The organism is Blautia pseudococcoides (assembly GCF_001689125.2).
GTDB classification, from domain to species: domain Bacteria; phylum Bacillota; class Clostridia; order Lachnospirales; family Lachnospiraceae; genus Blautia; species Blautia pseudococcoides.
Genome location: NZ_CP015405.2, coordinates 2,814,675 through 2,840,171 on the forward strand (window position 1 = coordinate 2,814,675; position 25,497 = coordinate 2,840,171).

The 25,497-nt window shown below is 46.1% G+C and carries 26 protein-coding genes and 2 pseudogenes; 9 read left to right on the forward strand and 19 right to left on the reverse strand.

The annotated features are described in order from the left end of the window. The first annotated feature begins 2 nt into the window (after nucleotides 1–2). From A4V09_RS13445 to A4V09_RS13455, 3 genes are read left to right on the forward strand one after another with little or no spacing between them, the layout of a single operon-like run. Complete coding sequence (locus A4V09_RS13445) at nucleotides 3–458, forward strand: GyrI-like domain-containing protein (protein WP_065542809.1); 456 nt, start codon at nucleotides 3–5, stop codon at nucleotides 456–458. Continuing rightward, on the forward strand, nucleotides 458–1,414 hold the full coding sequence (locus A4V09_RS13450; protein WP_242963831.1) for an ABC transporter ATP-binding protein: 957 nt from the start codon (nucleotides 458–460) through the stop codon (nucleotides 1,412–1,414). The genes A4V09_RS13445 and A4V09_RS13450 overlap by 1 nt, the downstream gene beginning before the upstream one ends. Then, nucleotides 1,411–2,166: an ABC transporter permease gene (locus A4V09_RS13455; protein WP_065542811.1), complete on the forward strand. Its 756-nt coding sequence runs from the start codon at nucleotides 1,411–1,413 to the stop codon at nucleotides 2,164–2,166. Before A4V09_RS13450 ends, A4V09_RS13455 begins: the two co-directional genes overlap by 4 nt. A gap of 393 nt (nucleotides 2,167–2,559) precedes the next feature. Here the strand turns inward: A4V09_RS13455 and ltrA are convergent, their stop codons facing one another. Then, on the reverse strand, nucleotides 2,560–3,849 hold the full coding sequence (gene ltrA / locus A4V09_RS13460; protein WP_065542812.1) for a group II intron reverse transcriptase/maturase: 1,290 nt from the start codon (nucleotides 3,847–3,849) through the stop codon (nucleotides 2,560–2,562). Between the two features lie 681 nt (nucleotides 3,850–4,530). Here ltrA and A4V09_RS13470 point away from each other — a divergent pair. The 5 genes from A4V09_RS13470 to A4V09_RS13485 all read left to right on the forward strand — a co-directional run bounded on the left by A4V09_RS13470 (nucleotide 4,531) and on the right by A4V09_RS13485 (nucleotide 7,344). After that, nucleotides 4,531–4,977 carry a MarR family winged helix-turn-helix transcriptional regulator gene (locus A4V09_RS13470; RefSeq protein ID WP_065542813.1) on the forward strand — a complete coding sequence of 149 codons (447 nt, stop codon included), beginning with the start codon at nucleotides 4,531–4,533 and terminating at the stop codon, nucleotides 4,975–4,977. A 12-nt stretch (nucleotides 4,978–4,989) separates the two neighbouring features. Then, complete coding sequence (locus tag A4V09_RS13475; protein ID WP_065542814.1) at nucleotides 4,990–5,724, forward strand: alpha/beta fold hydrolase; 735 nt, start codon at nucleotides 4,990–4,992, stop codon at nucleotides 5,722–5,724. Between the two features lie 124 nt (nucleotides 5,725–5,848). Beyond that, nucleotides 5,849–5,974: a hypothetical protein gene (locus tag A4V09_RS25770; RefSeq protein ID WP_274537203.1), complete on the forward strand. Its 126-nt coding sequence runs from the start codon at nucleotides 5,849–5,851 to the stop codon at nucleotides 5,972–5,974. Between the two features lie 159 nt (nucleotides 5,975–6,133). Then, the gene (locus A4V09_RS13480) at nucleotides 6,134–6,562 is read left to right on the forward strand and encodes a response regulator transcription factor (RefSeq protein WP_157123504.1); all 429 of its coding nucleotides are present in this window, start codon (nucleotides 6,134–6,136) and stop codon (nucleotides 6,560–6,562) included. A gap of 101 nt (nucleotides 6,563–6,663) precedes the next feature. Continuing rightward, a complete protein-coding gene (locus tag A4V09_RS13485) occupies nucleotides 6,664–7,344 on the forward strand; it encodes an alpha/beta hydrolase (protein WP_065542816.1) in 681 nt (226 codons plus the stop codon). Nucleotides 7,345–7,364: 20 nt separating this feature from the next. Here A4V09_RS13485 and A4V09_RS13490 read toward each other — a convergent pair whose 3' ends face one another. From A4V09_RS13490 to A4V09_RS13545, 12 genes are all read right to left on the reverse strand, one after another. Beyond that, a complete protein-coding gene (locus A4V09_RS13490; RefSeq protein WP_065542817.1) occupies nucleotides 7,365–9,491 on the reverse strand; it encodes a glycoside hydrolase family 13 protein in 2,127 nt (708 codons plus the stop codon). Nucleotides 9,492–9,950: 459 nt separating this feature from the next. Continuing rightward, a complete protein-coding gene (gene ftsH / locus A4V09_RS13495) occupies nucleotides 9,951–11,783 on the reverse strand; it encodes an ATP-dependent zinc metalloprotease FtsH (protein WP_065542818.1) in 1,833 nt (610 codons plus the stop codon). Between the two features lie 27 nt (nucleotides 11,784–11,810). Then, entirely contained in the window at nucleotides 11,811–12,332 is a 522-nt protein-coding gene (gene hpt, locus A4V09_RS13500; RefSeq protein WP_065542819.1) for a hypoxanthine phosphoribosyltransferase, read from the reverse strand. Further along, the gene (gene tilS, locus A4V09_RS13505) at nucleotides 12,325–13,686 is read right to left on the reverse strand and encodes a tRNA lysidine(34) synthetase TilS (RefSeq protein ID WP_242963832.1); all 1,362 of its coding nucleotides are present in this window, start codon (nucleotides 13,684–13,686) and stop codon (nucleotides 12,325–12,327) included. Before tilS ends, hpt begins: the two co-directional genes overlap by 8 nt. A 23-nt stretch (nucleotides 13,687–13,709) precedes the next feature. After that, entirely contained in the window at nucleotides 13,710–15,197 is a 1,488-nt protein-coding gene (locus A4V09_RS13510) for a SpoIIE family protein phosphatase (RefSeq protein ID WP_065542820.1), read from the reverse strand. A gap of 120 nt (nucleotides 15,198–15,317) precedes the next feature. Next, complete coding sequence (locus A4V09_RS13515) at nucleotides 15,318–15,617, reverse strand: septum formation initiator family protein (RefSeq protein ID WP_065542821.1); 300 nt, start codon at nucleotides 15,615–15,617, stop codon at nucleotides 15,318–15,320. After that, a complete protein-coding gene (yabQ, locus tag A4V09_RS13520; protein ID WP_065542822.1) occupies nucleotides 15,568–16,056 on the reverse strand; it encodes a spore cortex biosynthesis protein YabQ in 489 nt (162 codons plus the stop codon). Before yabQ ends, A4V09_RS13515 begins: the two co-directional genes overlap by 50 nt. Nucleotide 16,057: 1 nt before the next feature. Beyond that, a complete protein-coding gene (gene yabP, locus A4V09_RS13525) occupies nucleotides 16,058–16,345 on the reverse strand; it encodes a sporulation protein YabP (protein ID WP_065542823.1) in 288 nt (95 codons plus the stop codon). Between the two features lie 163 nt (nucleotides 16,346–16,508). Further along, complete coding sequence (locus A4V09_RS13530; protein ID WP_033143651.1) at nucleotides 16,509–16,748, reverse strand: RNA-binding S4 domain-containing protein; 240 nt, start codon at nucleotides 16,746–16,748, stop codon at nucleotides 16,509–16,511. 6 nt (nucleotides 16,749–16,754) lie between these two features. Then, nucleotides 16,755–17,030, reverse strand: a complete 276-nt coding sequence (gene hbs, locus A4V09_RS13535) for a non-specific DNA-binding protein Hbs (RefSeq protein ID WP_018593723.1) — start codon at nucleotides 17,028–17,030, stop codon at nucleotides 16,755–16,757. A gap of 182 nt (nucleotides 17,031–17,212) precedes the next feature. Further along, complete coding sequence (locus tag A4V09_RS13540) at nucleotides 17,213–18,949, reverse strand: phospho-sugar mutase (protein ID WP_065542824.1); 1,737 nt, start codon at nucleotides 18,947–18,949, stop codon at nucleotides 17,213–17,215. Between the two features lie 202 nt (nucleotides 18,950–19,151). Next, complete coding sequence (locus A4V09_RS13545; protein WP_065542825.1) at nucleotides 19,152–20,126, reverse strand: CotS family spore coat protein; 975 nt, start codon at nucleotides 20,124–20,126, stop codon at nucleotides 19,152–19,154. A gap of 135 nt (nucleotides 20,127–20,261) precedes the next feature. On the opposite strand from A4V09_RS13545, the pseudogene A4V09_RS26830 reads away from it, so the two are divergent. Continuing rightward, nucleotides 20,262–20,330, forward strand: a pseudogene (locus A4V09_RS26830) (hypothetical protein); the annotation flags it as partial. Here the strand turns inward: A4V09_RS26830 and A4V09_RS26480 are convergent. The 6 genes and pseudogenes from A4V09_RS26480 to rpiB form a co-directional block, all read right to left on the reverse strand. Beyond that, a pseudogene (locus tag A4V09_RS26480) lies at nucleotides 20,307–20,369 on the reverse strand (hypothetical protein); the annotation flags it as partial. The pseudogenes A4V09_RS26830 and A4V09_RS26480 sit on opposite strands and share 24 nt — an antisense overlap. Before the next feature lie 590 nt (nucleotides 20,370–20,959). Continuing rightward, a complete protein-coding gene (locus A4V09_RS13550) occupies nucleotides 20,960–22,303 on the reverse strand; it encodes a CCA tRNA nucleotidyltransferase (protein WP_065542826.1) in 1,344 nt (447 codons plus the stop codon). Between the two features lies 1 nt (nucleotide 22,304). Next, nucleotides 22,305–23,744: a proline--tRNA ligase gene (gene proS / locus A4V09_RS13555; RefSeq protein ID WP_065542827.1), complete on the reverse strand. Its 1,440-nt coding sequence runs from the start codon at nucleotides 23,742–23,744 to the stop codon at nucleotides 22,305–22,307. An 85-nt stretch (nucleotides 23,745–23,829) separates the two neighbouring features. After that, on the reverse strand, nucleotides 23,830–24,315 hold the full coding sequence (locus A4V09_RS13560) for a deoxycytidylate deaminase (protein WP_065542828.1): 486 nt from the start codon (nucleotides 24,313–24,315) through the stop codon (nucleotides 23,830–23,832). A 27-nt stretch (nucleotides 24,316–24,342) separates the two neighbouring features. Further along, nucleotides 24,343–24,972: a uracil phosphoribosyltransferase gene (upp, locus tag A4V09_RS13565; RefSeq protein ID WP_065542829.1), complete on the reverse strand. Its 630-nt coding sequence runs from the start codon at nucleotides 24,970–24,972 to the stop codon at nucleotides 24,343–24,345. Between the two features lie 70 nt (nucleotides 24,973–25,042). Then, nucleotides 25,043–25,471, reverse strand: coding sequence for a ribose 5-phosphate isomerase B (rpiB, locus tag A4V09_RS13570; RefSeq protein WP_033140989.1), 429 nt, complete (start codon nucleotides 25,469–25,471; stop codon nucleotides 25,043–25,045). Between the last annotated feature and the right edge of the window lie 26 nt (nucleotides 25,472–25,497).

A 25,497-nucleotide genomic window follows, 5' to 3' on the forward strand; every position in this document is an offset into this window, starting at 1 on the left:
ATATGAATTATCGAGTTGAAATCAAAGATATTGAGCCTATTCGTGTGGCTTATATGAAGTATGTAGGAGTTGCTACCGAAGCAAACAAAGTGTTCCCTAATGTATTCAAGTCTATCATGGGCAAGGCAAATGGAGCACCCTTGTTTAGCTATTTATCCATGAACCAAGAAACAAAGGTCGCTGAAATGGAACTTTGTGTGCCGACAGAAATGATGCCAAACGGAAACGGTGTGGAAGTAAAAGAGCTGCCACGGATAAAGGCGGTTTGCCTTACTCATGTTGGCTCTTATGAAACGCTTTTTCATGCGTATGCTGCCATTGACGAATATGCAAAGGAAAACAAGTTGATATTAGCACCTCCTTTTCGTGAAGTTTTCATTAAAGGTCCGGGAATGCTTATAAAAGGAAATCTCGGCAAGTATATTACAGAGGTGCAGTTTCCCATTATGGAGGAATAATGATGTATGCGATTGAAGCTCAAAATGTAGTAAAACAGTATAAAAACGGCGTACAGGCGTTAAACGGTTTGAATATTTCTGTTAAGACGGGCGAAATTTTTTCTTTGTTAGGTCAGAACGGTGCAGGAAAATCCACTTTAATCAAGATATTAACCACCTACTTAAAGCCTACTTCGGGCAATCTTATCATGCTCGGAAAAGATATTGCAGGACAGGCAGACAAGGTACGCTCTGAAATTGCCTGTGTCGCACAGCAAACCTCCATTGACATGCATTTATCCTTAGAGGAAAATATGATGTTTCAAAGCCGACTTTATAAAATCCCCAAAGCAGAAGCAAAAAAGAAAATGGAAACCTTGATTGCGGATTTTGGATTGGAACAATATAGAAAATATCCCGTATCCTCTTATTCCGGCGGTGTAAAAAGGCGGCTTGATATTGCACTAAACATGATGACAAATCCTAAAATTCTATTTTTGGATGAGCCTACCGTTGGGATGGATATTCAATCCCGTATGAGTATGTGGGAAATGATGAGGAAAATCCGTGATGATTTCGGAACAACCGTTTTCCTGACAACTCACTATTTGGAAGAAGCAGATAATCTAAGTGATACCGTCTGCATTATGAAAGACGGAAAAGATGTGATACAAGGTACACCTTTGGAATTACGCTCCTTTATTAGACAGGACAGTTTACAAATTCAGTTTGCCACTAAGTCGGAGGCACAGAAGTATTTATTGCCACTAAAAGAATGTTTTTCTGACAAGTTTGTATTTGAGAGAAATACTGAAATCATCATCAACACGAAGGACAGCCATACTGACATGGAAAAGGGAATCCGCTTTTTGTTAGAGCAGCACATCCCTTGTAATGGTGTTCAAATCGCACAGCCGACTTTAGAAGATGTTTTCTTACGCTTAACTGCTAAAAATGAACAGGAGGAATGTGCATGAGTGTCTTAACTATTTTGCATAGAAATATTAAGTGGCGGTTTCACAATGCCTTTACCATAGTAATCACCATTTTGCAGCCGATGCTTTGGCTTGTTCTTTATAGTGCCATAGCCGGGCAAACCATGCAAAACACAGGAATTGAAAACTATACCGCTTTTATTTTGCCGGGTCTAATGGTATTGGTTAGCTTTGGCACTTGCAGCAGCGGTGGAATTATGAATTATCTGATGAAAGCAGATGGCAGCTTTTACCGTGTACTTATCGCCCCAATCCGTCGCAGCTCTATTGTATTAGGGCAACTTTTAGAAGCGGTGTTATGTTCGTTTCTTGAAGTGGCAATTATGGTAATTGTAAGCCTGTTCTTTTTTGTGAAAATTCCTATCAGCATCCCAGTGGTTTTTTATACGGTAGTTTTAGTCTTTCTATCATCGTTTTTTATGGCAGGACTATGTTACGGCATTAGCCTTATACTTCCAAATGAAGTAATGTATGAAACAGTGATGAATGCCATTGTACTGCCCATTTTCTTCCTAAGCACGGCATTGTTTCCGGCAAACAGTATTACAGGGGCTTTAGGGGTTGCAATCAACCTAAATCCATTTACCCATACAATGAACGCATTACGCTCTCTCATTTTATATGGAGAAATTGACATAAAACAAATAATTCTTGTGATGGCTCGGTTTGTTGTATTAGGTTGTATCAGCTTTGGATGGGCACACTCCAGATTAAAAAAAGAAACGAACTTATAAATCAAACACCGCCCAACGGTAATAAAAAAACCGTTGTTGTGGCGGCAGGATAGCCATGCCCATAATATAAAACATAGCTACACGGCGGTAATAAGGAGGTATCGCCGTGTTTACGCTGCATAGTTTTAACTTACTAAAAAAAGTCACTCCCCACCATTGGGGTGCTGTGTCTATATAGCTGAACACCCATTTCACCCAACAGGAAATAGGTATCTCCATGCCCGATTGAGATTTTATGAATTTCAGTCGGGCATTTTTGCGTTCGGATAAGAAGCAGGCGCGATAGCGCCGGGGTAGAGTAGGCGAGTGATATTTTCACTCGCCCCTCATCAAACCGTGCATGAGGTTCTCCCTCACACGGCTTTCCGACATTCTTCTTTCTACAGCATTACGTCATGCGCTAGCCATTTTCTTTAGTCCTTTTTCGCAAATACTTTTTCTAACAAAGCCTACCTTAGACATATGATTTCGTCTTTGGTGTTTCTTGTTATACCATCTTGTAAAGGTGCAGATAATATACCAATCCAGTGCCAGCATCCATTTTTCGTTAGTTTTGGTTGAATAATAATTCTTCCATCCTGTGATTTTCGGATTTAGATTTTTAATTAAATCTTCTTCCTTTGCAACCAGCATGCATCGGTTATTAACATTCCTTTTGATTTCTGCTTTCATCTTCTTCATGGCTTTTTTGCTTGGGTACTGGTATGTTTCTTTATACAGTTGCCCTTTGCTTGTTTCCGTTGTCATTCTTCTGTGGTGCATACCAAGAAAATCAAATCCTTCTTTACCATCCCACATACTGACAATTTTTGTTTTCACTGGATGTATCTTTAAATCCAGTTTTCCCATGATGTATTGAAGCAGATTCAGTGCATGATTTGCACTTTTCTTGTTCTTACAGATAACCACTGTGTCATCTGCGTACCTTACAAGAATTCCATGAGTAAGTCCATACTTTTCCCATAGTCTGTCTAGTGTATTTAGGTAGATATTTGCCAGTAACGGAGATATCACCGAACCTTGGGCTGTTCCTAATTCAGAGACTGTTAGGATATTTCCATACAGTATCCCTGACTTAAGCCACTGTCTTATCAGTTTCAGAATTCTTCTGTCCGATATGCGTTGTTCCACAAGCAACATCAGTTTATCTTGGTTTACGTTATCAAAGAACTTTTCGATATCTGCATCTACTACATAATAGCCTTTGTTGTTACATGCTTTTCTTACCACCTCTAGTGCTTGTTTTGCACTTCTTTTTGGTCTGAATCCATAGGAACAATCTCTAAAGTCAGCTTCGAATACTGGCTCTATCGCTATCTTTGTAGCCATCTGCACAATTCTGTCCTTAACCGTTGGTATTCCAAGTGGTCTTTCACTTCCGTCTGGTTTTGGTATCATGACACGTTTTACTGGGAATGGTTTGTATTTTCCATCCATCAGTTCCGATTTGATTTCTGTTAGGTATTTCTCAATCCCCATCGTCTCAATATTTTCGATACTGATACCATCTACACCACTAGAACCTTTGTTAGCTTTTACTCGTTTCCATGCTTCGAAAAGCACATCATCCCGATATACTTTATCGTATAGTGCATGGAATCTTCGGCTATCACATTTCTTGGCTGTCAGATATAGTTTGTTTTGAAGTTGTCGAACTTTTTCTTTGGAGTTGTTAGTATTCATTACATTCTCTCACTCTTACCCTCTCTACAAACATGAATGAAGCAGGGAACCTTTCCATAGACTGCGTTTTCTTGCACAGTCATTATCGGTACTATGTTCCCCTCCGACTCCCTCCCATCAGAAATACGACTTCGCCAAGCTTATACGCTTTCTCTTTACCTTTCGGTGATGGGTAGGGTCTCTCCAGTTCCGAACCACACTTTTCATACATACCGCTTCCTCTATACCGAGGGATTCCTCCGTGTTGCTTTCCAGTATCTTCACACGTTCCATGGTTTTCGCCCATATACCCAAGGCTCAACTTCCCTTTGTTCTCTTTCGAGACCTTTTTTTAACGATACGGCAGAATTCACTTTATGTTACGGTCTGCATGATTGCTCGCTCCCTTATCGGGTTACTTTATCCACTCGCTTAGCACCCTGTATTACTACAACGCACCGAGTTTAGCTACACGGCTCACTGGCGATTACCGTGACCGGACTTACACCGGCAAGTGTGGTACAGCTTCGCTGGACACACGACGCAAAAATAGCAAGCGTTATACGCTTTCCCTGCTTGCCAGAACATGCGTAACCCATTTAGTAAAGATAATCATTAAGGCTTGATTTTTATATATAATCATGTTAATCTGGGTTTAGTAACTAAATTGATTTACCTGCTAAATTGTATCGAGGTGTAATTATGAGCGATGAAACCATCAATTTCTTTGAAATGATATATAAAATAATCAACAAATTTAATAGTAAAACAAATAAGCCGAGACACTACGGAACTGAACATCTATTGTATAGCTCAGAAGTACATATGATTGAGATAATCGGCCAATATAGCTCATTGACCGCCACACAGATTGCTAATGTTCTAGGTATTACGAAAGGAGCTGTATCTCAAACAACAGGTAAACTTCTCAAAAAAGGTCTTATCTGCAAAGCATTGTCTCCTAATGGTAACAATGAAGTGCTAATCAGTTTAACGCCAGATGGTGAAAAAATTTTTCAAAATCATTTGACTTATCATAAGGAGCTTACGGAAAAATTATCTACACTATCGGCAAGGCTCCCTGATAGTAGTTTGGAAATTGTGCAAGAAATGCTAAAAACCATAGATAATGCTTTAGACGATTACTGAGAGGAGAGAATAATGGTTTTTAAAACTATTGGAAAACCGGGAAAGCCTATTGCTTTACTTATACATGCCATGTTTGCAACAAGCAATATGTTTAATCCGCTAATCGAGTTGATGCAAGAAGAATATTTTATTGTTTTGCCCACATTATCAGCCCATACAACAAGTGACATAGAGACACCCCCTTTTCAATCTGCACATGCTGAGAGTACCGAGATTATCAATTATCTGCGACGCAATAATTTTTGTGACATTGAAATTCTTTTAGGCTCATCTTTAGGTGGGATCGTAGCTTTTGATATATTTATAAGACGGCAACTGACAATACATAAAATATTTTTAGATGGAGCACCATTTATTCATCTTCCTAACCCAATCATTAAAATAATGGAGACGATATTTAGTCGAGTGTCTTATAAGTCCGCTAAATATCCATGCAAGTCTAACATATTGGATAAAATGTTTCCTACTATGTCCACAGAAATGAAAAAAGTCTGTGGGCATATGAGTGATAGAACCATTAAGAATTTGACCAAAACCTGCTATACTTATCAATTACCAAAGCTGATCGAACTTTCCGAGAATCAATCGGTTACTTTTATATATGGTACTGCTGAAATCGCGCGATTTAGCCTTCCTGCTATACGGAAATTTAAAAACTGTAACTTCATAATTAAGAAGGGATATGCTCATTGTAGCTTCTTAATTGAAGAACCTGAAAACTACTTGGAGCTTTTACAAAATACATAAACGACTGAAGAGAAATCAAGGCCTTCAAAATGAACTTCCAGTTTGGCAGGCTAACATTACCCACTACTTCGAGACAAAATGTCCAGAGGTGGTAAGGCCATTCACCAGAAAGGAGGGCTGCACTATGAACGCGGAGCACCGAGTTTTGATTATTGATAGCGATATGAAAAACTGCAAAGCCATTAAGTACGCTTTGACTGAATACGGCATCAGTGCTTATTACACCATGTCCGTGGTAGACGGTATTTAGCGCCTAAATCGTCATAACTACGAGCTTGTGATACTGGACTTCTCCCTGTCGGAAACAGACGGCTTTCAACTACTCCGTTTTATGCGGCAAATGCGGAATATGCCGATCTAGGTGCTGTCCTCCCTGGGCGGCATTGAGAACAAGGCGAGGGCATTCCGATTGGGATCGGATGATTTTCTGGAAAAGCCCCTGGAACTCCAGGAGTGCTTGCTCCGGGCCCAGGCCCTACTCCGGCGTTATTCCTCCGCCGCCCCACCCTTGCCCGGCCAGCGGTGCTATACCATCGTCACGTTTGAAAACCTGATGATCGACCCCTTAACCCGTCGCGTCCTATACAATAGGCGGGAACTGGACTTTACCCGCCGGGAGTTTGATCTGCTATATGTGCTTTCCTCTCAGGCAGGGCGGGTGCTGACCCATGAACAACTGCGTTACTATGTATGGAACGATGATTTTGAGGGTGACGAAACCAACGCCATCCCCGTAAGCGTAAGCCGCCTGCGGCAAAAGCTAGGCGACGGAGATTGCATTGAAAATGTCCGAGGCGTGGGCTATCGTTTCATAGACCCCAGGTGCAAAAAAGAATAATGTGTATTAACCGACAGCCCCCCTTTATTTTTTTTTCACTACAGTGGTATAATATGAGTATGCAAATTAGTAGGAATAATAAAAGAAGGGCATATCTATAAATGAAATACATAAAACAGATCAATTCTGAATTAACGCAAATAGCTAAAAACGTACCTTATAATAAAATGATCATAAAGTGTGCCAATATCTTTCGGGTTATATCTTTTCATTTAACAAGGGTTCCAAAGGGAGTTGTTGATCGGCATATTACTCTTACAGGACATAAGGGGGCAAAATTTAAGGTGGAGATATTTGAGCCATCAAATGTAAAAGAAAAGCTGCCCTGTTTGATCTATGTACATGGAGGAGCATTCAGTTATAAGGCTTCCGCCTATCATAAAAAACTTGCCTGTATATATGCAATGAAAGTAAAATGCAGGGTTTATTACCCGGATTATCATTTAACCCCTAAGTATCCATATCCGGCAGCATATGATGATGTTTTGGCGTTATATAAATGCATTATGGAAAATTCAGATGCATTTGGGATTGAAAAGGAAAAGATTGGAGTGGCTGGAGATAGTGCCGGTGCATCCATTGCTGCATTGATTTGTAATAATTATGAACAGGAAGCGTTGAAACAGCCCTGTCTTCAAATGCTTGTATATCCTGTAACGGATGTAGATATGCAGACGGATTCCATGAAAAAGTTTTCAAATACTCCGTTATGGAACTCAAAAAGCAACAGACAAATTCCCATCCCGGTCTGCCGCTTTTTAAAAAGACCAGCCCAAGATTGAGCCGGTCTTTTTTGCTGCTTTTATGCATTTCTGCTGTTTTTTTCTATTTCACATCGAATGACCATCGCACCGTGTGAGGGAACCCTCATCCGGACAACGCCGCCTTTACAGACATGGATCTTCTTGATAAGGCTGTACCCAAAATCTCCTGTCACCATGAGCTGCTTAAAATGGGCCTCTCTGCTTCTGGATATACCCAGTTCCCAGACAGACAGTTCCACCATCTTAGTCTGGTCGCTGTTGTTCACAGCCACCACGGTCTTCGCCCTGTCCGTAAATCTTCCGTAGCACAAAAGCTGGTAATCATTTGCCAGGAATTTTAAAGAGCCTTCTATCAGTTCCCGGTTCTCCTTGTGAATGGCGATCATGTCTCTGTGGAACTGGATCAGTTCCCGGTCTTCCCTGCCCCAGGGATAGGTTCTCCGGTTGTCCGGGTCCGTAAATCCGCACAGCCCGGCCTCATCTCCATAGTAAATGGTGGGCGCGCCGGGCCATGTCATCTGCATGACAACAGCCTCCCTGAAGACCGCCTTGTTGATCTCATGCTCTGCCGCCTCGGACCCCAGATGTGCTACACGGCCCACCTTGTGGTTTGTCCTTGTAAGGAAACGGGAATGGTCGTGGTTGGACAGTTCATTCATGGCAGTCATTAAGGAAGGTGCGTAAAAACTGGCCATATGATACTGCATGGCACTGATGAAGCAGTCGCTGTTCCCAAACATTCCCTCACTGTACTCATCACTGTGCTTTTCCATTCCTGTCAAAAACCAGGTCACCGGCTCCATAAAGGCATCATAGTTCATGACGGTATCCCACTGGTCACCCTGCAGCCAGGATTTCGCCTCCCCGTAATGCTCGGCAAGGATGATCGCCTCAGGATTGGCTTCCTTTACATTCCGTCTGAAATCTCTCCAGAACTGATGGTTATATTCATTGCTGTGTCCCAGATCCGCAGCCACATCAAGACGCCATCCATCTACATTATAGGGCGGAGACACCCACTTCCTGGCTATCTTCATAATATATTCGTACAGCATGGGGGAGTCCTCATAGTTAAGCTTCGGCAGTGTGTCATGCCCCCACCATCCGTCATAAAATTGATTATAAGGCCAGTCATATTCATTGTGGAAACGGAAGAAGGTGCGGTAAGGACTGTCCCCTGTGATATATGCACCCTTCTCATATCCCTGCTGATGCTCATAGATCCGCTCTCTGTCAAGCCACTTATTAAACGAACCGCAGTGATTGAACACTCCGTCCAGGATCACCTTCATGCCCCTTTTGTGTACTTCTTCCACAAATTGGGCAAAAAACGCATTGCTGGCTTCCAGGTTCTCGTAGTCTGTCACTCTCTTAATATATTTGGAGGCATGAGAATTATCCTTGTCCCCCCAGTTAAGAGAATCTCCCCCGTCACTGACAATCTTCCCGTAATGAGGGTCAATGTAATCATAGTCCTGGCTGTCGTATTTGTGATTGGAGGGAGACACAAAGATAGGGTTAAAATAAATCACATCCACACCTAATTCCTGCAGATAATCCAGCTTATCCCAAACGCCCTGCAGATCTCCGCCGTAGAAATCCCTCACATCCATGGATTGGGGCCAGCGGTACCAGTCCTCCACTCTCTGGACATGTTCATCAATATAACAGTATTCTCCTGTCACTACATCGTTTGACATGTCGCCATTGCAGAAACGGTCCACAAAAATCTGGTACATAACCGCGCCTTTGGCCCATTCCGGTGTCTTGAAGCCCGGCACAATACCGAAGGAATAGTGTGGGTCAATCTCCCGCACCACGCCCATCCTGTTGTAATAACAATTCAGCTTGCCTGTATATATCTCAAAATAATACCTGACCGTCTCAGTGCCAAGGGGAATGTTGGCTTCAAAATAATCAAAACCATCCCTGGAGTCAGCCAGGTCCATCACTTTTTTCTTGTCTTCGTATACCAGATAGACCAAATCCACATTATTTTTCTTTGTGCGGATCCTCACATTTACAACATCTCCCGGCTCCGGTTCAAAAGGTGTCCTGTAATTTTCTGTCTCATCACTGAACACCGCACGTTTATTGAAAGCAGGACGCATGTTGGTCACATACTCCTGAATTTTTTGTGCATTCTTCATATATTCGTAATTCATAATGCATCCTCTCCATCATTCAGTCGAAAAAGTCCTGTATCTCTGCTTTTTCTGAATTACTATACCTATGCAGTCACCTTATAGCTGCAAAAATTCTAATCAATACTGGTCATGGGTACACTTTCCCATCATTAATCTATTTTATCCCACCCTTGCTGCATATACAACTACTTTTTGAAAACGAAAGTCAATTTTTTACTTTCTGCCCTCTGAAAAGTAAAAGAGACAGTCTTACGACTGCCTCTTTTGGAGAAGGTATTTCTTCTTATGGGGTGTAGCAAAAACTATATAATGTATTGGGGGGTTTTTACAGTTATTATAATACCATGCAGCACGGAAAAAGTGTGCACAATCTTAAATAAATTTTTAACGAATTTTTGACCATTTTCACATCCATCAAAAATACGCCTTTCCCATTCTTTCGGAAATCTGTACAAAACCAGTCCTCAAACCTACAATTTAGCTTTCTGACACCGCATTTTCCTGAAATAATGCCTCGAACTCTTCCCGTCCGATTTTTTCCTTTTCCAACAGCAGCTCCACACATCCGTGAAGAACATTCATATGTGCACTGATCAATTCTTTCGCCTTGCTATAAGACTCATCGATGATACGTTTTACTTCACTGTCGATCAGAGCCGCTGTCTGCTCGCCATAATTTCTGGCATGGGCCAGATCCCGGCCGATGAACACTTCGTCTTCATCCGATCCGTAATTGATCAGCCCTACTTTATCGGACATACCATACTGGGTGACCATGGAGCGGGCAAGCTGTGTGGCCTGCTTGATATCCTGGGAGGCTCCTGTTGTCACATCCCCGAAAATCAGTTCCTCCGCTACGCGGCCGCCCAGGTCCACAATAATGTTCTCCAGCATTTTATTCCTGCTGTTGAACATTTCATCCTGTTCCGGCAGAGGCATGGTATAACCTGCAGCGCCCATTCCGGTGGGTATGATGGATATGGTGTGCACGGGTCCCATCTCCGGCAGCACGTGGAACAGAATTGCGTGGCCTGCTTCGTGGTATGCGGTAATTTTCTTTTCTTTTTCGGAGATCACGCGGCTTTTCTTTTCCGCGCCGATCCCCGTCTTAATAAATGCCTGGCGGATATCTTTCTGGGTCAGGAAATATCTGCCGTCCCTGGCGGTAATGATAGCCGCCTCATTCATTAAATTCTCCAGGTCAGCACCGGTAAAGCCTGCTGTGGTCCTGGCGATCTCTTTCAGATCCACGTCCTCGCCCAGAGGTTTCTTCCTGGCATGGACCTGTAATATCTCTTCTCTGCCCTTCACATCCGGTCTTCCAACGCCAACCTTACGGTCAAAACGGCCGGGACGCAGGATTGCCGGGTCCAGAATATCCACACGGTTGGTAGCTGACATCACGATGATGCCTTCATTGACGCCGAAGCCGTCCATCTCCACCAAAAGCTGGTTCAAGGTCTGCTCTCTCTCGTCATGGCCGCCGCCCATACCGGTACCTCTTCTTCTGGCAACCGCATCAATCTCATCAATAAATATAATACAGGGGGCGTTCTTCTTGCCTTCCTCAAACAAATCCCTCACACGGGATGCACCTACACCTACGAACATCTCCACAAAGTCCGAACCGGAGATAGAGAAAAACGGAACTCCGGCTTCCCCTGCCACGGCTTTTGCAAGCAAGGTCTTACCTGTTCCCGGAGGGCCTACAAGCAGCACCCCTTTTGGGATCCTGGCACCCACTTTTACATACTTCTGTGGGCTTTTCAGGAAATCCACGATCTCCTGAAGCTCCTCCTTCTCCTCCTGGAGTCCTGCCACATCCTTGAAGGTGACACTCTTCTCACTGTCCACCGTCATCTTGGCACGGCTCTTGCCGAAATTCATCATCTTGGCATTGCTGCCCCCAGACATCTGCCGGCTCATAAGATTGAAGACAAAGATGACCATGACCCCCACTAAAATAAGGGGAAGAATGGAAGACATAAAGGTATTGTCCCCCGGCACGTCTCCTACTTTGGGTTCTACCCCCTTTTCCGCCAGAAAATCACTTAACTTCTGGACATCTGTTGTGTTGAACTGCTCCTGGTCCCCGTTTTTCAGTTCCACACTGACTTTGCCGTAAGGACTTACTTTCTCGGGATGGATATACACTTCCACAACCTGATCATTTTCTACCGCAACTTTGAATTCTGCCTCGCTGTACTCGTTATTCACTGTGAGCTGCCGGCTGAAGATCCAGTATCCCCCTATGACCAGTACAACGATCAAAAGGACGCTGGGCAGCCAGCTTTTTGCCTGTCTGTTCACGTCATGTTCTCCTTTCACCTTATATCACTATAATTCCACCACACCAATATAAGGCAGGTTTCTGTATTTTTGTGCATAATCCAGCCCATATCCAACTACAAATTCATCCGGAATATTAAAGCAGACATAATCCACGTTCACGTCTTTTACTCTCCGTTCCGGTTTATCCAGAAGGGTACAGAGACGAAGGCTGTTAGGATTTCTCTGCTTCAGCACCTCGATAAGATAGCTCAGTGTCCTGCCGGAATCAATGATATCCTCCACGATCAGCACATCCTTGCCCTCTATACTCTCATCCAGATCCTTTACGATCCTGACTACACCGCTGGAACTGGTGTCATCTCCATAACTGGATACTGACATAAAATCAAGGCTCACCGGAACATTGATCCGCTTTGCCAGCTCACAGGTAAAAAAAACACCACCCTTGAGCACACAGATCAAATGCACCTGCCTGCCCTCATAGTCCCTGCTTATCTGCTCTCCGATCTCACGGATCTTTTTGTCCACGTCTTCTTCGCTGATCAGCTGCCTGATTGTTTCACTCATCTTCCTTTTCTCCTTTGACCTGTACTTTGATTACTGTCTTTGTCTGCCCGGTAATTTTGTAATATTCACTGATACGGTAGCCCACCACCCATACGATGTGGGACCCGTCCGCCAGCAGGGTCAGGTTCTCCCGCTCCTGTCTGGGGATCTTGCAGTCTATCAGATAATCTTTTAATTTTTTTCTTCCTCCCGCGGAGGTGACAGTCAGATAATCCCCGGGCTGCCGTTTTCTCACGGTGAGGTTTCCTTTTATTTTATCATAATCGAACCATTTCGTATACTTTTTTTCCGGAATTTGCTGGTTTTCCCAGGAAAAAATATGGAATTCCAGCTCTTTGGGAAGGATTTCCTGATTCCCCTTTTTATAAAACAGAAGATCGCCGTAGGACTGCTGCACCGTAATGCCGTGTGCCAGGGATTTCTGTCTCCCTGTCCTTTGCCCCAGCAGTTCCAAGGCTTCCTCCACATGGGCGGAAGTGATGTCTTTCTCCCCGCCTGCAAGATATGCCAGCACTCTCTTCACAACATAAACCTGCATCACCGGATGCTCCGCAGAAATCTCCTCCGCAAGGAAAAGTCCGCTCTGATCCTCTTTGACATACCTACTATAAAGCATATCCGCCTGCTGCCCAAGATATTCCTCCACGGACAGAAAAGTTTGCGCCGTTTTCGCAATGTGTTCTGCAGCCCTGGAATTGACTGCTTTAAGCTCCGGCAGGATTTTTTTGCGGATTCTGTTTCTGGTATAGGACAGCTCTTTGTTGGTACTGTCCTCCATCCATGGGATGTCTTTTTTTAGCAGCCAGCTCTCAATTTCACTTCTTCCCACACACAAAAGGGGACGGATATAGACTCCGTCCCCCATCCGGCGCACAGGATGGATTCCCGAAAGGCCCGCGGCACCGCTTCCCCTTGCCAGGTTATGAAGGACCGTCTCCGCCAGGTCATCCCGGTGATGGGCAAGTGCTGTTTTTTTTGCGCCCGCCTTTTTGCTCTCCAGACTAAAAGCCTGCTGGCGCACAGCCCGTCCTGCCTCCTCCACCGTCATATGTCTCTTACCGGCAATCTGCTCCACATCATAAGAATACACGCTGCAGGGTATGGATCGCTCCCTGCAGATCCGGACTACATATTCCTCGTCCCGCTTCGCCTCACTGCCCCGCAGCTGATGATTTACATGTACTGCCTGTACGGAAAACGGCACCTTTTTTTGGTACTCCCACAACAAAAACAACAGGCCCACCGAATCCGCCCCGCCGGAAACTCCGACGATCACCCGGTCGCCCGCTTCTATCATTCTGTACTGCTCTATATAAGAAAATACCTTTTCCTCCATATTTTTTCCTTGGTCCATTTGGTATTTAAATCCTTTCCGCATTACTTTTTCCAGAGTCCCGCTGCAAGCACTGTCATATCATCCGTGGCTTTGTACTCGCACTGGGCCAGCACACGCTCCAAAATCCCTCTTCCCAGGTCCTGTGCCGCTTCTGCGTGGGTCTGCAGGATTATCTCTTTCATGGTATCCTCCGCATTCTCCGGAGGCAGGGCATCCAGCACCCCGTCTGTCACCATGATGATAAAATCACCCTCGTAGAGCTTCTTGCTGGTGGATTCATAATCCACCTGCTGCACCAGTCCAAGCGCCAGGCTTGTGGAGGAAATAGCCTCCACCCAGTGGTCTCTCTTGATAAATGTGGTAGCTGCCCCTGCCTTCAGGAAATGGCACATACCGGAGTACAAATCCACAATAGAAATATCCACAGTAGAAAACTTCCCTTCCCTGGTCTGCAGATTTAAAACAGAATTGACCATTCTGGCTGCTGTCTCCCCGGTAAAACCGGAATCCACAAACTGTTCCAGCATGTCCACCACATTCTCACTCTCCCGGCAGGCCTCCAGGCCGGAACCCATGCCGTCGGACAGGCACATGAAAAACTGGCCGTTGTCCTCTGTGGTGCACATGTAATTATCCCCGGAAATAGTCTCCCTCTCCTTTGTCACCTTAGCCACTCCGTACAGCATCTTGAAATTCACTTCCTCCACAAAACGGACAACTGTGAATTCCCTTGTGATCAGAGTCTTGCCTTCCACCTTGGGCGTCATTCTGCTTCCGCACATTTTCGTGAGCACTGCCCCCGCCTCCGAAGCGGAGATGCAGGCCTGTCCCTTTGCGCGCAGCTCGCAGAAATACTGTATTTTCCCGTCCGGCTGCTGCAGCATCCAGACATTCTTGAGAAGTATATGCTTCTTTTTCAGTCTCTTGGCAAATTCCTCCCGGAATACAGGGTCCGTCTGGACAATGTCGAACAAATCCCTGGACAGCACTTTCATAAGCTGTGCCATCTCTCCTAACTGTTCCGCAACCGCGATCCGGTTTTCCAAAAGTTTATTATTCCACATCAGATTCTGTCGTTCTCTCTCCATTAACCTCTGCATTTCCTGCGTAAGTTTGCCCTGGTTGATGCAGACCCCTGTCAATTCCGTTTTCGCCACCCGAAGCTTCTCCTCGTCCCCTTCCTCCATAACCCGGAAAAGGCTGTAGACTCTCTGGTATGACTGCACGGAATGCTGTTTCCAGCAGATATGGTTTGCCGGGCATGTCTTACACTGTCTCTCTCTTAGTTGTTCCACCAGTTCTTCCAGTTCCCCGCCTGATAAGTAGTCCTTGCGGTATGGCATACCGTAAAAGCTGTCTGCAAGTTTCTGGAAGGATCGTGCATAGCGCTGCATTTTCTCTTTCTGTGGATGCTGGTCGTACACCAAAGTGGCTGCACTTTTTTTCATGTCTGAAAAAATAGTTTTTGCCATGTCCCGCAGTATCAACAGGGCGCTGACCACGAGCATGGCAATGATCCATTCCTGCATCTGGTATTACCTCCCCTGAATAAGCAATCGCTATCAAAGGTGTATTATAGATGCTTTTGGCTTCAATCTTTGTCAAAAACACGCTGCAAAAGCGAAAAACTTTTAGACAAAATCTGTTCCTTATTCTTCCTCTTTAAAGATAATCTGATTTCCTTCCACAAGCCCCAGTTTGTCCCTGGCCACTTCCTTGGCGTATTCGTCTGTCTGCATGTACTTTTTCAGCTCGTCAATCTCTTTTGTCCGTGCTTCCTCGTCCTTTATTTTAGCGCTTACTTCGCTCTTTTTCGCCTCGTACTGCGCTGCTTTTCCTTCTAATCTGCTGCTTTCTGCCATTAAACCTATAAATAAAACACCTACTACAAACGTCACGCTAACCATGGCGATTTTGTTTTGCAGGTTTTTTTTCTTTTTTCTTCTCATTCTGATTCTTCCTGACTTTTCGTATCGACTTTTGTTTAGTTAAGGAAATTTTAACTCCTGACAGCCAAAATTTCAACCTTTTTCTTATGTAGTGTAATGGTTTCAGCGGTATTTTTAACAAACACTTCATCTTTGACAAAAAAATGGAAAGATATTTTACCAGAAAACCACTCAAGCCCCAATGATAGATCAGCGCGCCCAGGCATATCCCTGCCAGGGCATATACCCGTATGATCCCGTCATTCTCCAGATATATGACGGAGAAAAGAAAAACGCCTGCCACGCACCAGTATAGCAGGTCTTCCAGGCTTACAAAAAAATCCTTGTGGGATATGACATTCCGGAAAATACGGAGTACATCATAAGCTGCCGCAAGCAGGACTCCGGCCAGAAAGGTCCTGCAGAAAAACAGCAGCTCCTGCTGCATATAGCCGCTCATCTTATTTAAAGAGCCTCTTCAGCATACCGTCTCCGCCCTTGGACTTCAGAACCGTCCCCTGGCTGTAGACAAGACTGTCCACCTGGCCTGCAATGTCCACCTCCTGTTTATCTAGATCAAGGCGGGTCACATGCAGCTCAGACCCTTTTATAGTCAGCATACCGGCGCTTGTGATCAGACTGATCTCCCCGTCATCAAAAGCCACCACATCTTTCACTCCGGTTATGCTTCCCGACTCCCTGTCAGTCATCTGCAGCTTATGTGCGGTCTTCAACTGCTTCTCTTCCAAAATAGCAAATCCCCCATATATCTCTCTCAAAAGATTATATGGGGGGTTAAAAAACAATATACCGATTTTATTTATTTAGATCCACGTAACTGTCCGGTGTCTTCACAGTTAGGGGCAGGAATCCCTGCCCAACCGGTCTCTCTATGGGATTTTGCCTGGCTGCTCAAAGATAGCGGAACAGTTCGCTGGCCGCCTCTTTTTTCACCGTTTCCTGTACGTCCAGGATTTCCACACGTACATTCTTGCTGCCAAATTGGATCTCCAGGATATCACCGGCCTTCACCTGCGCGGATGCCTTGGCAGGCTTGTCATTGATCAGGACGCGCCCTGCATCACAAGCCTCATTTGCAACGGTTCTGCGTTTGATCAGACGGGATACCTTTAAATACTTGTCAAGTCTCATTTTCTCTTATTCGTTCACAGCGTCTTTTAATGCTTTGCCTGCTTTGAATTTCGGGGATTTGGAAGCTGCGATGGTCATAGTCTCGCCAGTCTGAGGATTTCTTCCCTCTCTTGCAGCTCTCTCGGATACTTCAAATGTACCAAAGCCGACTAACTGAACTTTTTCACCTTTCTTCATCTCTGCAGTTACTACATCAATAAATGCCTTTAAAGCTGCCTCTGCGTCTTTTTTGGATAATTCTGTTGCCTCAGCCATAGCTGCAACTAATTCTGTTCTGTTCATGAGTATTTCCTCCTAAATGAATTCTCCCTTATTTCTCAATAAGTTTCATAGTCTCATAGGGCTTTTTACCACTTACCCGGTGGAAGCCTACTGTTATTTATACCTTTTTTCCCTGTGTTTGTCAAGCACATACATGGCGCTTACAAGGAAATTTTTTGGAATCTTCGGGCAAATACCCCTTTTTACATCATTTTATCAATTAATTCCTTTACAGCCTGTCCAAGTGCAGCGGATTTCTCGTCTGCATCTGCCAGTGATGTACCCTTGATACCATAGTATAATTTGATCTTAGGCTCCGTGCCGGACGGACGAACACATACCCATGCATCATCATTCAGGTCATAGTAAAGCACATTGGAGCTTGGAAGTCCGGTTGCCTTCACTTCTTTTGTCTCCATATCTACAATTGTGTCTGCCTTGTAATCTCTTGCGGAGGTCACTTGATAAGCACCGATGGCAGACGGCGGGTTCTTTCTCAGATTCTCCAGAATGGTCTGGATCTTCTCCAGGCCTTCAATCCCCTTCAGGGTGATGGACTGGATATCATCTTTGTAATAACCGTATTTTTCATACATGGCGATCATGGCATCCCAGAGCGTCATGTCTTTGGTCTTGTAATATGCGGCAGCCTCGCAAAGGGCCATGGTTGCCACGATGGCGTCTTTATCTCTTGCGTGGGTACCGATGAGGCAGCCGTAGCTCTCCTCAAATCCGAACAGATAGGTGCCTTTTCCTGATGTCTCAAATCCCAGTATCTGCTGGCCTATGTATTTGAATCCTGTCAGCACTTCGATGAAACGGATGCCGTAATGTCTGGCAATAGCGCCAGCCATATTGGTGGTAACAATGGTGGATACCATCGCACCGTCCTCCGGCAGTCCTCCATTCATCTCTTTTCTCTGGCCAATCTCATAGTCAGCCAGCAGACAGCCTGACATATTGCCGGTCAGGGTGTGGTATTCCCCTGTCTTGCCGTCTTTGACACGGACACCTAAGCGGTCTGCATCCGGGTCGGTAGCCAGCACCAGGTCTGCATCCACCTCTTTTGCAAGCTTTAAGCCCAGATCAAAGGCTTCGTCCGCCTCCGGGTTCGGGTAGCTGACTGTGGGGAATTCACCGTCCGGCAGCTCCTGCTCTTTTACGACATATACCTTTTCAAATCCCAGCTCTTTTAATACACGTCTTGCAGGAATATTTCCTGTGCCGTGCAGAGGGCTGTACACAATTTTCAGCTCTTTTGCCATGGCTTTGATGGCATCCATGTGGATCACCTGGCTTTTCAGCTCTTCCATGTAGGCGTCATCCACTTCCTGTCCGATCACCTGATACAGGCCGTCTGCCTTTGCTGCTTCCTCATCCATGGTCTTAACTGTATTGAAATCTGTAACCTTTTTCACCTCATCCATGATTCCGGTATCATGAGGCGGGGTGATCTGGGCGCCATCTTCCCAGTATACCTTATACCCGTTGTATTCCGGCGGGTTATGGCTGGCTGTGATATTGATCCCGGCAATACATCCAAGCTTTCTAACGGCAAAGGAAAGCTCCGGTGTCGGGCGCAGGGAATCAAAAATATAGGCTTTCACACCGTTGGCAGCCAGGCACAGCGCTGCTTCTTTGGCAAATTCCGGGGACATACGGCGGGAATCATGGGCAATAGCCACGCCCTTTGTCTGTCCGTCCACTGCTGCTATGTAATTTGCCAGGCCCTGTGTGGTCTTTCTCACGGTATAGATATTCATGCGGTTGATACCTGCACCGATCACACCTCTGAGACCTGCGGTGCCAAACTCCAGCTCTTTATAAAAGCGTTCTTTTATTTCATTTTCGTCATTCTCAATTGCTTTCAACTCTTTTTTGGTATCTTCATCAAAATACGGGTTGGAGAGCCATTCCTCATAAAGCTTTTTGTAGTCCATATTCTACTACCTCCCTGTGCAACGTTGATTTATAGTGCCGTCCAACGCACCAACTCCTCTATGGGCTGCCGGACGGCTTCTTTTATGGATAACGCCTCAGCCCCCTTTCACCTAAAAAAAGCAGAACCGTAACCATTTATGGATAACATTATACACTATCACTGATGAAAATTCAAACATTGCACAGGGGTTTTCAGAAACTTTATACCGAAATATTTTCGACAAAGTTCATCCAATTATCGTGCTGAGCTATGAGTTTCTCCAATTTTTCCAAGTTTTTCTCGGAAATCCATGCCTTGCTGTGGGAGTAGTAGTAGTTTGCCAGTTTCCAGTATTTTTCCGGATAGGCAAAACGGATGCGCAGGTTTTCCAGTTCCTGCACACTCAAAGGTTTTTCCTCATGATAGGCCAGAAGCATCTGCCTTCCCATCTCCAGATCCCAGTTATGCTTTTCCAATATTTTGCGCATGAACTGGTAGAGGTCTTCCATCTGGACATCATAGTGCCAGCGGTCAAAATTAATGACAGCCGTATTCTGTGCCAGCATCAGCACATTGTGCTGGTTGTATTCCCCATGGCAGACATCCCCAGCTTCCAGGGACCTGCACCGCAGATCTTCATACTCCGAGCTGTTAAGCCTCCTCTGAGCCTCCTCCGCATGCCACAGATAGCAGGCAATGCTGTCCAGATACCTGAGCTCAAAGTCATTTTTCCGCCGTTTCTGGCAGACAAATTTGCGGATTTTCCGCAGCTCCCTGTTTTTCCTTTCATATTCCATGAGAAGCGGCTCTTTGACATAGTGTGTCTGGACCGGCATTTTCATTGTTTTATGTAGACTCGCCAGGGCTGTTACGCTGCGTTTGATGTCTTTCATAGACTGGGTGTCACATTCTCTTCCTTCGTACCATCGCTTTACCACATAGGGTATGTTGTCTTTGTCCGTTGAGACGTATGCCCCTTCCTGATTCGGAAGGAGTGAATCCACGCTGATCTGGTTGCGGGTGCTTACGATTTCCAGAAGTTTGGCCTGGTAGCCAAGTTTTCTGGGTGAACCGTTGTATTCACGGATTTGAACCAGACCGGCCTGGGTGTCGCAGATGAGTGCACCTCTTCCGCGGTATGTGGATTTTGCTTCCAGACCGTATTGCTCCAGTACGCTGAGACCCCTATCATACACTTCCTTGTCCCCCTTTACTTTGTGTCCTCTCTATTTTATGCAGGAGATGGGTATGGTAGAAGGTGAAAAAAATTTGTGGGTGGGAGGTGCAGGCGGACGGCAGCAGACAGAGGTGTTGCGTAGGGTGCAGGCGGAGTGTGTCTGAAAATTGCTTTCGGCAAGCTGTGCGTCACACTTTGTGAAAGAATTGGCCCTGATGATGGAAGCACAGAGGGCCGCGTTGACCGGATCAGGGTCAAATATACCGCGAAGGGGGGCTTTTTATTCTGTTAAATCTTTGATGGAAAGGGTGTTCTTATAAGGTATTGCTATTAAGAACACATTAAGAAAAGACAATTTACATGGTTAGACAATATATGGTGATAGCTTGCTGAACCTGGAGTAAATAACGATTAAACTCATAGCCGACAAAATATTCTGAATTTATTACATCCTCAGAAACTTCTTCTCCACGATAAAATGGTGGGCTTCCAGCTCCCAATACCTCTCCTCACCGTGAGGACTTTCGTTCATCACCCTCACAACTTGCACCGTCAGTCCAAACATCCGGTGCGGCATGAGGGCGAGGGAGGCAGGGATACAGACTGGCGAGTGTCTAGCGGAGCGAGCCGAAGATCCACTTGCCCCAGTTGATTAATGAGGAAGCCGTTGCGGACGAATTTAGCAACTGGGAGCAAGTTAGCTGAGGGGCGCGGAGCCAGGAGCCAGGGTGTATCCCTGCCTCCCTCGCCCTCATACCGCACCGGATGTTTGGGCGTCCGTGAGCCACCATCCGTGAGCCGCCATCCGTGAGCCGCTATCCGTGAGCCGCCATCCGTGAGCCGCCATCATCCCTATACATTCACCCCCCGCAATTCCTCCTTAACAATTTCCATCAGTTCCTGCTTCTCATTCCTCCCCGGCTCCTCCAGCACCATCTGCAGCAGCCTCTCCAGCATCTCCCCAATTTCCGGTCCCGGTTTCATCCCTGCTGCGATCAAATCCCTTCCATTCACAGCCAGCATTTTCACAGAAACACATTCCTTCCGCTCCAGCACCTCCCGGTAAATCTCCTCCACGTACCTGATACGCTCCAGCTTTTCCTCCCTCCGGTACTCACTCTGCGCCATAGTATCCGCATACTGCACCTTCAAAAGCAGAGGAAACAGCTCCTCCCCTACCTTATTAAGTGCCCTGCGGACGGATCTTGGATTGGGTTCCGGCCTGTGATCATGCCAGTATACCAGCTTTGTCACCTTACAGATGGTGTCATTGTCCAGCTTCAGCCTTTGAAGAACATTCCTGGCGATCTTCTCACTCTCCAGGCTGTGTCCCTTAAAATGGTCCCTGCCATTCTCATCCGTAGTTCTGGATGCCGGCTTCCCTGTGTCGTGAAGAAGCATGGTAAAACGCAGGACTTTGTCTGCCGCCACATACTCCAGGCTTTTCAGTGTGTGTTCTCCCACATTCAGGCAGTGGTGAGGTGTATTTTGCAGGGTTTCCATCATGGAATCAAACTCCGGCAGAACAACCCTTGTGATTCCCGCCTCCCAGGCTGTTTTCAGCAGATGGGGATTTTCCGATACAAGAAGCTTTGTCAGCTCCGCCGCAATACGCTCCGCACTGATTTTAGCCAGCGTGGGCGCAAGCTCCTGGGCTGCTTTTTTCGTCCGCTCCTCTATGGAGAATCCTAACTGGGCAGCAAAACGCACTGCCCGCAGAATACGCAGGGCATCCTCAGTGAAACGCTCGTAAGGGTCACCCACACAGCGGATCACTCCCTTTTCCAGGTCCTGGATGCCGCCGAAAGCGTCCACCAGCCCTTTCCTGTCATTGTAGGCCATGGCATTGATGGTAAAATCCCGGCGGCGCAGGTCTTCCCGCAGGTCTCCTGTGAAAACCACCTCTTTTGGATGACGGCTGTCCTCATATTCTCCGTCAATGCGGTATGTTGTCACCTCAAAGCCTTCTTTTCCCAGCATAACCGTCACCGTGCCGTGGGCAAGCCCTGTATCCACAGTGCGGCGGAACAGCTCCTTGACTTCCATGGGTTTGGCTGATGTGGTGATATCCCAGTCCGCCGGAGATGAATGGAGGAGGCTGTCACGAACACAGCCTCCTACCGCATAAGCATCATATCCATGTTCCTGCAAGGTTTCTATTATCTCTTTTACTCTCTTAGGAACTTCTATTTTCATTCTAGTACGCACGCCCCCAGTAGACCATCTTCTTCGCCGGTTTGCCGCAGCAGACGCATTTGTCTGATAGAGTTTCCTGCTCAAAAGGAATGCAGCGTGATGTTGCCTGGACGTCCTCTTTGATCTTGTCCTCACATTCCTGGCAGCCGCACCACATGGCTTTTACAAATCCCGGCTTTTCGTTGACAGTCTGTTTGAACTCTTCATAATCAGTTGCCACATATGTGTGTGCATCACGGTGTGTTCTGGCACGCGTAAGCATATCACTCTGCATGTTTTCCAGAATCTCTGCTGCCTTTTCTGCCAGAGCATCAAGGGATACCACTGTCTTCTCTCTGGTGTCTCTGCGGACAATGACTGCCTGGTTGGCCTCAATATCCTTAGGACCACACTCGATACGGATAGGAATACCGCGCATCTCCTGCTCCGCGAATTTGAATCCCGGGCTCTTGTCTGTCTCATCCACTTTCACCCGGATTCCGGCTGCCTTCAGTGTATCGGAAAGTTCAAACGCTTTTTCCAATACGCCCTCTTTTCTCTGCTGGATCGGAATGACCACTGCCTGTACCGGCGCGATTCTGGGCGGAAGTACAAGACCGCTGTTGTCGCCGTGTACCATGATGATAGCACCGATCATACGTGTTGTCATGCCCCAGGATGTCTGGTTCACATATTTTAAAGTGTTGTCTTTATCTGTATACTGAATATCAAATGCCTTTGCAAATCCGTCCCCAAAATTGTGGCTGGTTCCTGACTGCAGGGCTTTTCCGTCATGCATGAGGGATTCGATGGTGTAGGTTGCCTCCGCACCTGCGAATTTTTCCTTGTCTGTCTTGCGTCCTTTGATAACCGGAATCGCCAGGATCTCCTCACAGAAATCAGCGTACAGGTTCAGCATCTGTACGGTTCTATCCTCTGCTTCCTCCGCTGTGGCATGGGCTGTGTGGCCTTCCTGCCATAAGAACTCTCTGGAGCGCAGGAACGGACGGGTAGTCTTCTCCCAGCGGACCACGGAACACCACTGGTTATATACTTTCGGCAGATCCCTGTGAGACTGGATGTCTCTTGCATACAGATCACAGAAAAGTGTCTCAGAAGTGGGACGCACGCAGAGTCTTTCCTGAAGTGGTTCCAGACCGCCGTGTGTTACCCAGGCTACTTCCGGTGCAAATCCCTCCACATGGTCTTTTTCTTTCTGAAGCAGACTCTCCGGAATGAACATAGGAAGATATACATTCTCCACTCCTGTCTCCTTAAAACGTCTGTCCAGCTCGTGCTGGATATTTTCCCAGATCGCATAACCTGCAGGTTTGATCACCATGCAGCCTTTCACACTGGTATAATCAACCAGTTCTGCTTTTTTTACAACGTCGGTATACCACTGCGCAAAATCTTCCTCCATGGAAGTGATGGCCTCTACCATTTTCTTGTCTTTAGCCATAGTAATGCTTTGTCTCCTTCTACTGTTTATTTTGGTAAAACGCTTTGTACCGGACTGTCAAATGCAGCCCTGTGTATGGAAAACGTCATACATCGAAACTGATGTTCCTGCCTGTGTGGTTATATTTATAATATCGGACTCCTGCAGCGTCAAGCATCCGCTTGGATGCCTGGACAGACGGGGTATCCGCATATTTATCGCTGTCATAGACAATGGTCTTGATCCCCGACTGGATAATGGCCTTGGCACATTCGTTGCAGGGAAACAGGGATACATAGAGCTTGCCCCCTTCCAGAGAGCCGCCCCTGTAATTCAAAATGGCGTTCAGCTCACTGTGGGTTACATAGAGATATTTTGTATCCAGCTCCTCCCCCTCCCTGGCCCAGGGAAACACATCGTCTGAGCATCCTTTTGGAAAACCATTATAGCCCATGGACAAAATCTTGTTGTCCGGACTGACAATACAGGCCCCCACCTGGGAATTGGGGTCTTTGGAGCGCATTCCGGAGAGCTTTGCAACACCCATGAAATACTCGTCCCAGGATATATAGTCATTTCTTTTTCCAACCATTTTGTAAATCCTCCCGGAAATCACCTGTTATTTTGTTCCGAAGATACGGTCTCCCGCATCGCCCAGTCCCGGCACAATATAGCCGTGGTCATTTAAATGTTCATCCAGAGCACCGATGTAGATATCCACATCCGGGTGTGCCTTACTTAATGCTTTCACACCTTCCGGCGCTGCTATAACACACATAAAATGAATATTCTTTACACCCTTTTCCTTCAGCATGGCGATCGCCGCCTCCGCGGAACCGCCGGTAGCCAGCATGGGGTCCGTAACAAAGACTTCACGCTCTTCACAGTCAGCCGGGAGTTTGCAGTAATACTCCACCGGCTTGAGTGTCTCCGGATCACGATACAGACCGATATGGCCTACCTTGGCAGCGGGAATCATGGTGAGCATCCCCTCCACCATGCCCAGTCCGGCACGGAGAATAGGAACTACGGCCAGTTTTTTTCCTGCTAGTTCCTTCACGGTTGTCTTTGTGATCGGCGTGTCAATTTCGATGTCTCTTAATTTCAGTCCTCTTGTTGCTTCATATGCCATGAACATGGCAATCTCACCCACAAGCTCACGAAACTCTTTTGAGCTTGTCTCTGTGCGGCGGATAATACCAATTTTGTGCTGAATGAGCGGATGCTCCATTACCATTATTTTACCCATCTGTTTTCTCCTTTGTCTTCTGATCGTAACAGTTTGATCCCTTCACAGTTACATGCAGGAATCCTTCCTTCTATTCTTCTATCAGATCAATTCTTCTCTGATGTCTCTCCTCGCCGGAAAACTCTGTGTTCAAAAAGGTATCCACGATCTTTACGGCTAATCCCGGACCGACGACACGGCCTCCCAGAGCCAGTACATTTGCGTTGTTGTGCTGTCTGGTTGCCTCAGCGCAGAAGCAGTCTGTGCAGAGAGCCGCCCGGATTCCTTTCATCTTGTTGGCTGCTATGGAAATGCCAATACCTGTGCCGCAGATCAAGATCCCTTTATCGCACTCTCCGCTCTGGATCGCTTTCCCCACTTTTCTTGCATAAACGGGATAATCCACTGACTTATTGCTGTCACATCCGAAATCCTTATAAGGGATCTTGTGCTCCTCCAGATATCCGATGATCTCCTGTTTCAGTTCAAATCCGCCATGGTCACAGCCTAATGCTAACATATAAATTTCCTCCTGTGTTTTTCTTG

Coding starts and splice junctions, on each gene's coding strand:
- A4V09_RS13455 (WP_065542811.1), top strand. CDS start 1,411: ATGAGTGTCTTAACTATTTTGCATAGAAATATTAAGTGGCGGTTTCAC.
- upp (WP_065542829.1), bottom strand. CDS start 24,972: ATGGGTAAAATAATGGTAATGGAGCATCCGCTCATTCAGCACAAAATT.
- A4V09_RS13450 (WP_242963831.1), top strand. CDS start 458: ATGATGTATGCGATTGAAGCTCAAAATGTAGTAAAACAGTATAAAAAC.
- A4V09_RS13510 (WP_065542820.1), bottom strand. CDS start 15,197: ATGCAGGAATGGATCATTGCCATGCTCGTGGTCAGCGCCCTGTTGATA.
- A4V09_RS13485 (WP_065542816.1), top strand. CDS start 6,664: ATGAAATACATAAAACAGATCAATTCTGAATTAACGCAAATAGCTAAA.
- A4V09_RS13475 (WP_065542814.1), top strand. CDS start 4,990: ATGGTTTTTAAAACTATTGGAAAACCGGGAAAGCCTATTGCTTTACTT.
- hpt (WP_065542819.1), bottom strand. CDS start 12,332: ATGAGTGAAACAATCAGGCAGCTGATCAGCGAAGAAGACGTGGACAAA.
- A4V09_RS13530 (WP_033143651.1), bottom strand. CDS start 16,748: ATGAGACTTGACAAGTATTTAAAGGTATCCCGTCTGATCAAACGCAGA.
- A4V09_RS13490 (WP_065542817.1), bottom strand. CDS start 9,491: ATGAATTACGAATATATGAAGAATGCACAAAAAATTCAGGAGTATGTG.
- A4V09_RS25770 (WP_274537203.1), top strand. CDS start 5,849: ATGAACGCGGAGCACCGAGTTTTGATTATTGATAGCGATATGAAAAAC.
- A4V09_RS13515 (WP_065542821.1), bottom strand. CDS start 15,617: ATGAGAAGAAAAAAGAAAAAAAACCTGCAAAACAAAATCGCCATGGTT.
- yabQ (WP_065542822.1), bottom strand. CDS start 16,056: ATGAGCGGCTATATGCAGCAGGAGCTGCTGTTTTTCTGCAGGACCTTT.
- rpiB (WP_033140989.1), bottom strand. CDS start 25,471: ATGTTAGCATTAGGCTGTGACCATGGCGGATTTGAACTGAAACAGGAG.
- A4V09_RS13445 (WP_065542809.1), top strand. CDS start 3: ATGAATTATCGAGTTGAAATCAAAGATATTGAGCCTATTCGTGTGGCT.
- A4V09_RS13560 (WP_065542828.1), bottom strand. CDS start 24,315: ATGGTTGGAAAAAGAAATGACTATATATCCTGGGACGAGTATTTCATG.
- A4V09_RS13550 (WP_065542826.1), bottom strand. CDS start 22,303: ATGAAAATAGAAGTTCCTAAGAGAGTAAAAGAGATAATAGAAACCTTG.
- hbs (WP_018593723.1), bottom strand. CDS start 17,030: ATGAACAGAACAGAATTAGTTGCAGCTATGGCTGAGGCAACAGAATTA.
- A4V09_RS13470 (WP_065542813.1), top strand. CDS start 4,531: ATGAGCGATGAAACCATCAATTTCTTTGAAATGATATATAAAATAATC.
- ltrA (WP_065542812.1), bottom strand. CDS start 3,849: ATGAATACTAACAACTCCAAAGAAAAAGTTCGACAACTTCAAAACAAA.
- proS (WP_065542827.1), bottom strand. CDS start 23,744: ATGGCTAAAGACAAGAAAATGGTAGAGGCCATCACTTCCATGGAGGAA.
- tilS (WP_242963832.1), bottom strand. CDS start 13,686: ATGGACCAAGGAAAAAATATGGAGGAAAAGGTATTTTCTTATATAGAG.
- A4V09_RS13540 (WP_065542824.1), bottom strand. CDS start 18,949: ATGGACTACAAAAAGCTTTATGAGGAATGGCTCTCCAACCCGTATTTT.